The organism is Ardenticatenales bacterium, assembly GCA_020634515.1.
GTDB lineage: Bacteria > Chloroflexota > Anaerolineae > Promineifilales > Promineifilaceae > JAGVTM01.
The window spans coordinates 585,217-597,947 of the sequence record JACKBL010000001.1; the positions used below are offsets into that span (position 1 = coordinate 585,217).

General features: G+C 61.4%; 10 protein-coding genes. All 10 read right to left on the minus strand.

Annotated features, from left to right (window positions below):
- Positions 1 to 56: 56 nt before the first annotated feature.
- Complete coding sequence (locus H6650_02195) at positions 57 to 2,957, minus strand: right-handed parallel beta-helix repeat-containing protein (GenBank protein ID MCB8950803.1); 2,901 nt, start codon at positions 2,955 to 2,957, stop codon at positions 57 to 59.
- A 395-nt stretch (positions 2,958 to 3,352) separates the two neighbouring features.
- Positions 3,353 to 4,759, minus strand: a complete 1,407-nt coding sequence (locus H6650_02200; GenBank protein MCB8950804.1) for a right-handed parallel beta-helix repeat-containing protein — start codon at positions 4,757 to 4,759, stop codon at positions 3,353 to 3,355.
- Between the two features lie 305 nt (positions 4,760 to 5,064).
- Entirely contained in the window at positions 5,065 to 5,361 is a 297-nt protein-coding gene (locus H6650_02205) for a hypothetical protein (protein ID MCB8950805.1), read from the minus strand.
- A gap of 60 nt (positions 5,362 to 5,421) precedes the next feature.
- Positions 5,422 to 6,078 (minus strand): hypothetical protein, encoded by a 657-nt coding sequence (locus H6650_02210; GenBank protein ID MCB8950806.1) that lies wholly within the window; start codon positions 6,076 to 6,078, stop codon positions 5,422 to 5,424.
- Positions 6,047 to 6,271 carry a hypothetical protein gene (locus H6650_02215; protein MCB8950807.1) on the minus strand — a complete coding sequence of 75 codons (225 nt, stop codon included), beginning with the start codon at positions 6,269 to 6,271 and terminating at the stop codon, positions 6,047 to 6,049. The genes H6650_02210 and H6650_02215 overlap by 32 nt, the downstream gene beginning before the upstream one ends.
- A gap of 584 nt (positions 6,272 to 6,855) precedes the next feature.
- Entirely contained in the window at positions 6,856 to 8,469 is a 1,614-nt protein-coding gene (locus tag H6650_02220) for a right-handed parallel beta-helix repeat-containing protein (GenBank protein MCB8950808.1), read from the minus strand.
- On the minus strand, positions 8,453 to 9,814 hold the full coding sequence (locus tag H6650_02225; GenBank protein ID MCB8950809.1) for a hypothetical protein: 1,362 nt from the start codon (positions 9,812 to 9,814) through the stop codon (positions 8,453 to 8,455). The genes H6650_02220 and H6650_02225 overlap by 17 nt, the downstream gene beginning before the upstream one ends.
- Before the next feature lie 256 nt (positions 9,815 to 10,070).
- Entirely contained in the window at positions 10,071 to 12,059 is a 1,989-nt protein-coding gene (locus H6650_02230) for a right-handed parallel beta-helix repeat-containing protein (GenBank protein ID MCB8950810.1), read from the minus strand.
- Complete coding sequence (locus tag H6650_02235; GenBank protein MCB8950811.1) at positions 12,043 to 12,603, minus strand: hypothetical protein; 561 nt, start codon at positions 12,601 to 12,603, stop codon at positions 12,043 to 12,045. Before H6650_02235 ends, H6650_02230 begins: the two co-directional genes overlap by 17 nt.
- Entirely contained in the window at positions 12,587 to 12,721 is a 135-nt protein-coding gene (locus tag H6650_02240; GenBank protein MCB8950812.1) for a delta-60 repeat domain-containing protein, read from the minus strand. Before H6650_02240 ends, H6650_02235 begins: the two co-directional genes overlap by 17 nt.
- Between the last annotated feature and the right edge of the window lie 10 nt (positions 12,722 to 12,731).

Here is a 12,731-nt window from a genome sequence, read left to right on the forward strand (position 1 = left end):
CGAAGGCAAGGTAGGCGTCGCCAGAAATGAGGGAGAAGCAGTGGCGAAAGTAAGGATTACGGCGTCCAGGGGCTGCTCTGGCCGTCGTAGTTGCCGGACATGAGGACCAGGTCGAGCAGGTCCACCAGACCCGTCTCGTTCACGTCGGAGTTCTGCAACCCATTGCCGCCGCCGTCGGCGCAGGTGTTGTTGCCCGTGCCGAAGTCGGCGCCGATGCAGGTGGCGTCCGCCAGCGTGATTTCGTTGTCGTCGTTGGCGTCGCCGCCGAGGAGGAGGACGGTCGCCGGGCTGATGAGGCCGTTGGCGTCCGGGCCGCTGGCGGTGAAGGCGTGGGCGTAGTCGGTGGCGCTGTCCGCGGTGGTGGGCAGGTGCAGGGGGGCGTCGCTGTAGAGGTAGACGACTTCGTCCAACACCGCGCCCAGCGGAGTGGTGGTGTACGCGCCGGAACTGGCGCTGCTGCCGTTGCCTAACTCAACCGCCGTGGCCCGGTTGGCGACGTCGAACACCTGGATGGTGGCCCCGCTGTCGTTGGGTCGCCCTTCGCGGTCGATGAAGCCGGTGAAGCGGAGGTCGATGACGATGATTTCGCCGTCGTTGGTGTCCAGGATGAGGCGCAGCCCGCTCCCTTCCTCCGTGCCGAAGCCGCCGTTGTTCACGTACACCTTCACCCCCGCCTGGGCCGCGCTGGCCAGCAGGGCCGGGTCGGTGGCCACGTCGAAGATGGCCGTGCCGGCAGCAATCGAGGTCATGTCCAGCGTAATCACCTGGTTGTCCACGCCCGCCGCGTCCGCGTCCGGCTCCTGGCGGTAGCAGTGACCCGTTATCACGCCGGAGGTGGACGTGTCCAGGACGCAGCCACCGGCGCCGCCGGCAAAGGTGCTGGCCGCCGCGCTGTTCAGGGTGAGGCGGGTGTCGTCGTAGGTGAGTTCAAACTGCACCCCGTACAGCCCCGCCGCGTCCACGTCCACGGTGGTGATGAAGGTCTCCCCGTTGAACACCTCTCGCTGCTCCAGGGCGGTGTCCGTCGGGTCGGGGGCGAAGAACAGTTCGGAGAAGGTGGGGTTGGTCACGTCCAGCGGTCCCGTGCCGCCGCTGCCGTCGCCGCTTGCCGCGCCGGCGCGCGCGCCCCAGGAATTGTACTGCGCGTCCAGGTTGCTGGCGCCGTCGTGCTGGATGCCGTTGCCGCCGTTGGCCTTGAACAGGTTGCCGCGCACGGTGACCACGCCGCCCAGGGCCACGCCGCTGTCGATTTGCAGGCCGGCGTCGGTGTTGTCGTGGAGGTAGCTGCTAACTAACTTGAAGGAGGTGACGTCCGCGGCCACCTGCACGCCGTCTTCCCAGTGCAGGATTTCGCAGCCATCGACGATGAGGTTGTCACCGCCGGACTGCACCAGGATGGCCGGGAAGGGGCTGTTGCTGCCCGCGCCACCCGGGTCGCCATCCAACACGCCGCCGGCGCCGCAATCTACGGTCACATCCGCGGCGGTCACTGTGAGGGCCGGGGAACCGGGGGCGATGGTGGCCCCATTCAGATCAATGGTCACGCCCGCCTTGTTGACGACGGCCCCATCGTACAGTTCGCCGGGAATCAGGGTGATGGTGTCGCCGGGATTGGCGGCGTCCACCAGGTCTTGCAGCGAGAGGTTGACAGGCAGATAGCGGGCCATAGCAACCAGATAGCGGCTGCCGTCCCAGCTATAGCCGGCCGTCAGGATATTTCCGTCTGGCAAGACGGCGGCATCGGTGGCGATGTCATCCCCCACGCCTATGGATGTGGTAACAAAGCCGCCGCTGCCAAAGCCGGTATCGGGAGAGCCATTGCTGTTGTAGCGCAGCACCAGGAAGTCATTGTTGCTGCCATTGTAAGTGTATCCGGCTACCACGATTTTGCCATCGGCCTGGAGTGTCACCTGGTGGCCTGATTCTCCTCCAGAGCCGAAGGTGTCCGTGGTGACGGTGCCGCCGCTGCCAAAACCGGCGTCCAGGCTGCCATCTGTGTTGTAACGCGCCAGGGCAACGACACTGGATCCTCCCCCAACCGCGACGATCTTGCCATCCGGTTGCAAGATGACGCGCTGGATTGATGAAGTGTTGGTGCCGGCATTAAAATGGGTGATCACCATCCCATCCCCGTCAAAACTTGTATCCAGGCTGCCGTTGCTGTTAAAACGGACCAGGGCAAAATCCTCTTGTCCCGGGCCAGGATACGTCTGTCCGGCAACGACAATGCGGCCATCCGATTGCAGGGCCATGCCATAGGCCAGACCGGGGACTGATTCGACCGCTGTGGAAACAATTCCGGAACCGCCGAAACTGGTGTCCAGCGAGCCACCGCTTGTGAGTCGTACGGCAACAAAATGATTCGGGCCGCCGCTACCACCGTTTTCAGCGTATCCGGCAGCGACGATCTTGCCATCCGGTTGCACGGCCACTTCCTGTAAGACATCATTCCCTGTTCCCGGGGACAAATCGATGAGGGTTTTGCCGCTGCTGCCGAAGCTTGTGTCCACGGAGCCATTGCTATTCAAGCGCATCACGAGTGAATCGCCGCCGTTGCCCCCCCCGGCTCCGGTCCACTGATAACCGGCAAGGACGATCTTGCCATCGGATTGGATGAAAAGATCGTTGGCAAGCTCCGAACGCTCCGTGAGATAGATGATAGCATATCCATCCCCATCAAAACTGGTGTCCAGGCTGCCATCCGTGTTGAAGCGGGCAACAACAATGTCGCTGGCGTTATAGACGTTCGTGTACCCGGCGACGACCATTTTGCCGTCCGTCTGTAGCCTCATGGCAGTGATGGTAACGTCGTTGCCACCGAGGGCGGTGGTGACAATGCCATCGCCGCCAAAACTGGTGTCCAGGCTGCCGGCGGCCTGTGTTTTGCCGGCCATCAGAAGCACTGTGACAGCCAGCAAGACAAGGAAAGCGAATCTGCGAACGTGTTTGTGAACCATTTTTTCCTCCTGAAGAGTAACCTGCCCTGATGCAAGCGAACGCTCCCCGTGATGGAGAGGGCCGTCGTCCGTGCCTGAGGGACAGGTGAGATGTAATGAACCGGGAAGAATACGAGTGCCCTCTCACGCGCATTCGGTGGTTGGTGGTTTACGTCTATTGGAAACGATGTTGCCCGCAACTGCTTGCCGGCAGTATACAAAACAGAGCATTACCAAATCATTACCAACTTTTAGGACAGGAATTCGCAGTCGTTCACGGCGCGCCCCGGCTGCCTAGAAGTGAAAAGGAAACGTCCATCCCGCAACGGGATGGACGTCAATAGAAAGGAGGAGAACGTGCGTGTAACACAAGATTGGTCCAATCTCAGAGATTGGACCAATCTAAAAGTGGCCGCTTACGGCGTCCAGGGGCTACTCTGGCCGTCGTAGTTGCCGGACATGAGGACCAGGTCGAGCAGGTCCACCAGACCCGTCTCGTTCACGTCGGAGTTCTGCAACCCATTGCCGCCGCCGTCGGCGCAGGTGTTGTTGCCCGTGCCGAAGTCGGCGCCGATGCAGGTGGCGTCCGCCAGCGTGATTTCGTTGTCGTCGTTGGCGTCGCCGCCGAGGAGGAGGACGGTCGCCGGGCTGATGAGGCCGTTGGCGTCCGGCCCGCTGGCGGTGAAGGCGTGGGCGTAGTCGGTGGCGCTGTCCGCGGTGGTGGGCAGGTGCAGGGGAGCGTCGCTGTAGAGGTAGACGACTTCGTCCAGCACCGCGCCCAGCGGGGTGGTGGTGTACGCGCCGGAACTGGCGCTGCTGCCGTTGCCTAACTCAACCGCCGTGGCCCGGTTGGCGACGTCGAACACCTGGATGGTGGCCCCGCTGTCGTTGGGTCGCCCTTCGCGGTCGATGAAGCCGGTGAAGCGGAGGTCGATGACGATGATTTCGCCGTCGTTGGTGTCCAGGATGAGGCGCAGCCCGCTCCCTTCCTCCGTGCCGAAGCCGCCGTTGTTCACGTACACCTTCACCCCCGCCTGAGCCGCGCTGGCCAGCAGGGTGGGGTCGGTGGCCACGTCGAAGATGGCCGTGCCGGCAGCAATCGAGGTCATGTCCAGCGTAATCACCTGGTTGTCCACGCCCGCCGCGTCCGCGTCCGGCTCCTGGCGGTAGCAGTGACCGCTAATGACCCCAGAGGTGGTCGTGTCCAGGATGCAGCCGCCCGCGCCGCCGGCGAAGGTGCTGGCCGCCGCACTGTTCAGGGTCAGGCGGGTGTCGTCGTAGGTGAGTTCAAACTGCACCCCGTACAGCCCCGCCGCGTCCACGTCCATGGTGGTGATGAAGGTCTCCCCGTTGAACACTTCCCGCTGCTCCAGGGCGGTGTCCGTCGGGTCGGGGGCGAAGAACAGTTCGGCAAAGGTGGGGTTGGTCACGTCCAGCGGCCCGGTGCCGCCGCTGCCGTCGCCGGAGGCCGCGCCGGCGCGCGCGCCCCAGGCGTTGTACTGCGCGTCCAGGTTGCTGGCGCCGTCGTGTTGGATGCCGTTGCCGCCGTTGGCCTTGAACAGGTTGCCGCGCACGGTGACCACGCCGCCCAGGGCCACGCCGCTGTCGATTTGCAGGCCGGCGTCGGTGTTGTCGTGAATGTAGCTGCTAACTAACTTGAAGGAGGTGACGTCCGCGGCCACCTGCACGCCGTCTTCCCAGTGCAGGATTTCGCAGCCATCGACGATGAGGTTGTCGCCGCCGGACTGCACCAGGATGGCCGGAAGGGGCTGTTGCTGCCCGCGCCACCGGGGTCGCCATCCAACACGCCGCCGGCGCCGCAATCTACGGTCACATCCGCGGCGGTCATGGTCAGGGCAGGGAGCCGGGGGCGATGGTGGCTCCATTCAGATCAATGGTCACGCCCGCCTTGTTGACGACCGCCCCATCGTACAGTTCGCCGGCGCCATCAGGGTGATGGTGTCGCCGGGATTGGCGGCGTCCACCAGGTCTTGCAGCGAGAGGTTGACAGGCAGATAGCGGGCCATAGCAACCAAATTACGGCTGCCGTCCCAGCTATAGCCATCGGGACGTCAGGATATTTCCGTCTGGCAAGACGGCGGCATCGGTGGCGATGTCATCCCCACGCCTATGGGTGTGGTAACACCCCAAAGCCGCCGCTGCCAAAACCTGTATCGGGAGAGCCATTGCTGTTGTAGCGCAGCACCAGAAAGTCATTATTGCTGCCATTGGAGGTGTATCCGGCTACCACGATCTTGCCATCAGCCTGAAGCGCCGCCTGGTGGCCTGATTCTCCTCCGGAGCCGAAGGTGTCCGTGGTGACGGTGCCGCCGTTGCCGAAACCGGTGTCCAGGCTGCCATCGGTGTTGTAACGCGCCAGGGCAACGACGCCGGACCATCTCCCCAACGGCGATGATCTTGCCATCCGGTTGCAAGATGACACGCTGGATTGATGAGGTGTTAGTGCCGGCATTAAAATGGGTGATCACCATGCCATCCCCGTCAAAACTGGTGTCCAAGCTGCCGTTGCTGTTGAAAACGAACCAGGGCGAAATCTTCCTGTCCTGGTCCGGGCCAGGCGTCTGCCCGGCGACGACAATGCGGCCATCCGATTGCAGGGCCATGCCATAGGCCAGACCGGGGACTGATTCGACCGCTGTGGAAACAATTCCGGAACCGCCGAAACTGGTGTCCAGCGAGCCACCGCTTGTGAGTCGCACGGCGACAAAATGTTGCGGGCCGCCGCTGCCGCCGTTTTCAGCATATCCGGCGGCGACGATCTTGCCATCCGGTTGCACGGCCACTTCCTGTGCAAGGAATCGCTCCCTGTTCCCGGGGATAAATCGATGAGGGTTTTGCCGCTGCTGCCGAAGCTTGTGTCCACGGAGCCATTGCTATTCAAGCGCATCACGAGTGAATCGCCGCCGTTGCCTCCCCCGGCTCCCGTCCACTGATAACCGGCAAGGACGATCTTGCCATCGGATTGGATGAAAAGATCGTTGGCAAGCTCCGAACGCTCCGTGAGATAGATGATGGCATATCCATCCCCGTCAAAACTGCTGTCCAGGCTGCCGTCCGTGTTGAAGCGGGCGACAACAATGTCGCTGCCGTTATAGACGTTCGTGTACCCGGCGACGACCATTTTGCCGTCCGTCTGTCTGCCGTTTCATGGCGGTAATGATGACGTCGTTGCCGCCGAAGGCGGTGGTGACGATGCCATCGCCGCCAAAGCTGGTGTCCAGGCTGCCGGCAGCCTGGGTTTTGCCGGCCATCAGAAGCACTGTGACAGCCAGCAGGACAAGGAAAGCGAATCCGCGAACACGTTGGTGAACCATTTTTCCTCCTGAAGAATAACCTGCCCCAATGCAAGCAAACGCTCCCCGTGATGGAGAGGGCCGTCGTCCGTGCCCGGTGGGACAGGCGAAATGTCATGAACCTGGAAGAATGCAAGTGCCCTCTCACGCGCATTCTGCGGTCGGTGGTTTTTCGTCTATTTAGTAATCGTCCAAAATTAACTTGCTGAGATTGGTCCAATCTTGAGTTCACTGAAAAAACCGGGTTTTCGATTGTCCGGCGGAAATTGCCAGAGTGGTTCACGTGTAAAAAGATTATGCCGCGGCCCGTTTGGCCTTTTTTCAGAAGAGTCAATCTTAAAAACGGGAAGTTGTTTATAGACGGTCACTTAGAGACGATGTTGCCCTCAACTGCTTGCCGGCAGTATACAAAACAGAGCATTACCAAATCATTACCAACTTTTGGGAGAGGAATACACAGCCGTTCACGGCGCGCCTGGAGTGCGTGAAGGTGAAAAAGAGACGTCCATCCCACAACGGGATGGACGTCTTCAGAGAGGAGAGAACGTGCGTGTAACACAAGATTGGTCCAATCTCAGAGATTGGACCAATCTAGAAGCGGCCGCTTACGGCGTCCAGGGGCTACTCTGGCCGTCGTAGTTGCCGGACATGAGGACCAGGTCGAGCAGGTCCACCAGACCCGTCTCGTTCACGTCGGAGTTCTGCAACCCATTGCCGCCGCCGTCGGCGCAGGTGTTGTTGCCCGTGCCGAAGTCGGCCCCGATGCAGGTGGCGTCCGCCAGCGTGATTTCGTTGTCGTCGTTGGCGTCGCCGCCGAGGAGGAGGACGGTCGCCGGGCTGATGAGGCCGTTGGCGTCCGGGCCGCTGGCGGTGAAGGGGTGGGCGTAGTCGGTGGCGCTGTCCGGGGTGGTGGGCAGGTGCAGGGGGGCGTCGCTGTAGAGGTAGACGACTTCGTCCAGCATCGCGCCCAGCGGGGTGGTCGTGTACGCGCCGGAACTGGCGCTGCTGCCGTTGCCTAACTCAACCGCCGTGGCCCGGTTGGCGACGTCGAACACCTGGATGGTGGCCCCGCTGTCGTTGGGGCGTCCTTCGCGGTCGATGAAGCCGGTGAAGCGGAGGTCGATGACGATGATTTCACCGTCGTTGGTGTCCAGGATGAGGCGCAGGCCGCTCCCTTCCTCCGCACCGAAGCCGCCGTTGTTCACGTACACCTTCACCCCGGCCTGGGCCGCGCTGGCCAGCAGGGCCGGGTCGGTGGCCACGTCGAAGATGGCCGTGCCGGCAGCAATCGAGGTCATGTCCAGCGTAATCACCTGGTTGTCCACGCCCGCCGCGTCCGCGTCCGGCTCCTGGCGGTAGCAGTGACCCGTTATCACCCCGGAGGTGGACGTGTCCAGGACGCAGCCACCCGCGCCGCCGGCAAAGGTGCTGGCCGCCGCGCTGTTCAGGGTCAGGCGGGTGTCGTCGTAGGTGAGTTCAAACTGCACGCCGTACAGCCCGGCGGCGTCCACGTCCATGGTGGTGATGAAGGTCTCCCCGTTGAACACTTCCCGCTGCTCCAGGGCGGTGTCCGTCGGGTCGGGGGCGAAGAACAGTTCGGCAAAGGTGGGGTTGGTCACGTCCAGCGGCCCGGTGCCGCCGCTGCCGTCGCCGGAGGCCGCGCCGGCGCGCGCGCCCCAGGAGTTGTACTGCGCGTCCAGGCTGCTGGCGCCGTCGTGCTGGATGCCGTTGCCGCCGTTGGCCTTGAACAGGTTGCCGCGCACGGTGACCACGCCACCCAGGGCCACGCCGCTGTCGATTTGCAGGCCGGCGTCGGTGTTGTCGTGGATGTAGCTGCTGACCAGCTTGAAGGAGGTGACGTCCGCGGCCACCTGCACGCCATCCTCCCAATTGAGGATTTCGCAGCCGTCGACGATGAGGTTGTCGCCGCCGGACTGTACCAGGATGGCCGGGAAGGGGCTGTTGCTGCCGGTGTTGTCCGGGTCGCCGTCCAGCACGCCGCCGGCGGCGCAATCCACGGTCACGTCCGCGGCGGTGATGGTTAGCGCGGGTGAGCCGGGGATAATGGTGGCCCCGTTCATCTCAATCGTCAGCCCTGCTTTGTCCACCACGGCTCCGATGTATTGTTCCCCTGGCGTCAGCGTAATCGTATCGCCGGGGTTCGCCGCATCCACCAGGTCTTGCAGCAAAAGATTAGCGGCCTTAAGACGGGCCGCCATCCACTCGCCGGCATAGGTGCCCAATAGCGACAATATCGCCATCAGGTTGGAGGGCGAGGTTATTGAGGAAACTGCCGGCAATTGTGGCGATGCCGCCGTTCCCAAATTCCGAGTCTAAAGATCCGTTGGGGAGATAACGTAGAACGACGCCATTTCCGTTGCCCTGGCCCGATGCCAGAATCTTGCCGTCGGTTTGGATGGCAATCCCTGTACGATCAGAGGTAATGCTGCCAACGTCTGTAGCCACCATGCCGCCGCTGCCGAAACCGCTATCCAAAACGCCATTGCTTTGGTAGCGTAAAACAATGATTGAATCGATACCACTGACTTTCTGTTTGCCGGCAACGACAATCTTGCCGTCATCTTGCAGCGCCAGGCTGTGGAAGTGATGGATCTGCTCCGAGTTTAACCCCATGATCGCCATTCCACCGCTGCCAAAGCTCGAATCCAGACTTCCATCCGTGTTCAAGCGGACTACGAATAGATCTGAATTCGCTCCCACGTTCTTGGTTGGCCCAACGACCAAGATTTTATTATCAGGCTGGATGACAACTTCACTGGCAAAAGCGGCCTCTGAACCAATGTTAACCTCAACAATGCCATCCGCCTCCCCATCAAAACTGGTATCCAGACTGCCATTGCTATTGTAACGGGCGATGGCAGGATGGTAGGGATCGGGACCTACTCCGCCAACAACGACGATTTTTCCATCCGGCTGTACGGCGACAGCGCGGGCTGTATCATGGCCTGACGGATAAATGTCGGTCTTGACAATGCCATCCCCATCGAAACTGGTGTCCAGGCTGCCGTCTGTGTTGAATCGCACGACGCTGAAGGATGCGTCTCCTTCACCGTCATACGCTTCGCCTACGGCTATGGCTTTGCCATCGGATTGAACAACCACATCCAGACTAAAACTCGAGCCAAGAACTATCCGCGCAAAACCATCGCCATCGAAGGTGGTATCCACACTCCCGTCGCTATTAAAACGGGCCACGGTCTGACCACCTCCAAGACCGGCAAGATATATCTTGCCATTATATATAGCGCCAGAATAAGCTGCGCCGGTTGGTCCTGTTATCGTGGCTATGCCGCCATTTCCAAAATTGAATCCAGGTCGCCCGGCGCGGCCTGGATCGTGCCGTTCGATAACAGGATGCTGACAATGAGCAGAGCAAAGAACAAAAACCTGCGAGCGCGTCTGTGAGACATTTTTCCTCCTGAAAAAAACGCTGTCCCGCTTTCGTCGGACGCTCCCCGTGGTGGAGAGGGCCGGCGTCCGCGTCTGAGCCGGGCGGCGAATCGTAACAACGCCAAAGTAATGCGAATGCCCTCTCACTCGCATTCGGTGGTTGGCAATCCACATCCATGGGGGATGATGTTGCCACCAGTTGCTTGCCGGCAGTATACAAAACAGGGCATTACCAAATCATTACCAACTATGGGGAGAGGAATACGCGGGTATTCATGGTGCATGTTTATTACACGAGAATGAAAGAGACGTCCATCCCAAAGTGGGATGGACGTCAATAGAAAGGAGGAGAACGTGTAACACAAGATTGGTCCAATCTCTGAGATTGGACCAATCTAAAAGCGGCCGCTTACGGCGTCCAGGGGCTGCTCTGGCCGTCGTAGTTGCCGGACATGAGGACCAGGTCGAGCAGGTCCACCAGACCGGTCTCGTTCACGTCCGAGTTCTGCTGCCCGCCGCCGCCACCGTCGGCGCAGGTGTTGTTGCCCGTGCCGAAGTCGGCCCCGATGCAGGTGGCGTCCGCCAGCGTGATTTCGTTGTCGTCGTTGGCGTCGCCGCCGAGGAGGAGGACGGTCGCCGGGCTGATGAGGCCGTTGGCGTCCGGGCCGCTGGCGGTGAAGGCGTGGGCGTAGTCGGTGGCGCTGTCCGCGGTGGTGGGCAGGTGCAGGGGGGCGTCGCTGTAGAGGTAGACGACTTCGTCCAGCACCGCGCCCAGCGGAGTGGTGGTGTACGCGCCGGAACTGGCGCTGCTGCCGTTGCCTAACTCAACCGCCGTGGCCCGGTTGGCGACGTCGAACACCTGGATGGTGGCCCCGCTGTCGTTGGGTCGCCCTTCGCGGTCGATGAAGCCGGTGAAGCGGAGGTCGATGACGATGATTTCGCCGTCGTTGGTGTCCAGGATGAGGCGCAGGCCGCTCCCTTCCTCCGCGCCAAAGCCGCCGTTGTTCACGTACACCTTCACCCCCGCCTGGGCGGCGCTGGCCAGCAGGGCCGGGTCGGTGGCCACGTCGAAGATGGCCGTGCCGGCAGCAATCGAGGTCATGTCCAGCGTGATCACCTGGTTGTCCACGCCGGCGGCGTCCGCGTCCGGCTCCTGGCGGTAGCAGTGCCCCGTTATCACGCCGGAGGTGGCCGTGTTCAGGACACAGCCACCCGCGCCGCCGGCGAAGGTGCTGGCCGCCGCGCTGTTCAGGGTCAGGCGCGTGTTGTCGTAGGTGAGTTCAAACTGCACCCCGTACAGCCCCGCCGCATCCACGTCCACGGTGGTGATGAAGGTCTCCCCGTTGAACACCTCGCGCTGCTCCAGGGCGGTGTCCGTCGGGTCGGGGGCGAAGAACAGTTCGGAGAAGGTGGGGTTGGTCACGTCCAGCGGCCCGGTGCCGCCGCTGCCGTCGCCGGAGGCCGCGCCGGCGCGCGCGCCCCAGGAGTTGTACTGCGCGTCCAGGTTGCTGGCGCCGTCGTGTTGGATGCCGTTGCCGCCGTTGGCCTTGAACAGGTTGCCGCGCACGGTGACCACGCCGCCCAGGGCCACGCCACTGTCGATTTGCAGGCCGGCGTCAGTGTTGTCGTGGAGGTAGCTGCTGACCAGCTTGAAGGAGGTGACGTCCGCCGCCACCTGCACGCCATCCTCCCAATTGAGGATTTCGCAGCCGTCCACGATGAGGTTGTCGCCGCCGGACTGTACCAGGATGGCCGGGAAGGGGCTGTTGCTGCCGGTGTTGTCCGGGTCGCCGTCCAGCACGCCGCCGGCGGCGCAATCCACGGTCACGTCCGCGGCGGTGATGGTTAGCGCGGGTGAGCCGGGGAAAATGGTGGCCCCGTTCATCTCAATCGTCAGCCCTGCTTTGTCCACTGTGGCCCCGATGTATTGTTCCCCTGGCGTCAGCGTAATCGTATCACCGGGGTTCGCCGCATCCACCAAGTCTTGCAGCAAAAGATCGGCGGGTTTCAATCGCGCTGCCAACCACGTGCCGCCGCTCCCGTAGCCGATGGCGACAATATTGCCATCGGGTTGTAGGATGACGTCATTGATATAGTTGCTTGGGATTGTGGCAATACCACTGCTCCCAAATTCTGAGTCCAATGACCCATCTGGGAGGTAACGAAGGATAATGCCCGATCCGCTTCTACCCGTTACCAGAATGTTGCCATCGGCCTGAACGGCTACTCCTGTTCGATCAACGGGAAATAGGCCAATGTCGGTGGTTACTATGCCGCCGCTGCCGAAACTACCATCCAACACACCATTACTCTGGTAGCGCAGCACAATGAGAGAATCGTTACCACTGATGTTCTTTTTGCCGGCAACGACAATCTTGCCATCATCTTGTAACGCCAACCCATGGTAATAATTGGTCTGCTCCGAGGCCAACCCGGTTATAGCGATTCCCCCACTGCCGAAGCCTGAGTCCAGACTTCCATTTGTGTAAACGGGCCACAAATAGGTCTGAAAACGCTCCTGAATTTTTGGTTGGCCCAACGACCACGATTTTATTGTCAGGCTGGATGAGAACATCGCTGGCAAAAGCAACTTCTGAACCAATGTTAACCTCGACAATGCCATCCCCATCGAAACTGGTGTCCAGGCTGCCATTACTGTTATAGCGGGTGATAGCGAGATGGTAGGGATTGTTGCAGCAGCCACCGACGACGACAATTTTGCCATCCGACTGCACAGCGACGGCACGGGCCGTATCATGCATTGTTGGGGCAATGTCCGTCTTGACAATGCCATCCCCGTCAAAGCTGGTGTCCAGGCTGCCATCTGTGTTGAATCGCACGACGCTGAAGGATGCGTCTCCTTCACCATCATACGCTTCGCCCACGGCTATGGCTTTGCCATCAGATTGAACAGCTACATCCAGACTAAAACTCGGTTTCAAGGGCTATCCGCGCAAAACCATCACCATCGAAGGTGGTATCGACACTCCCGTCGCTGTTGAAGCGCGCCACGGTCTGCCCGCCTCCAGGGCCGGCAAGATAGATTTTCCCATCATGTATGGCCCCTTGG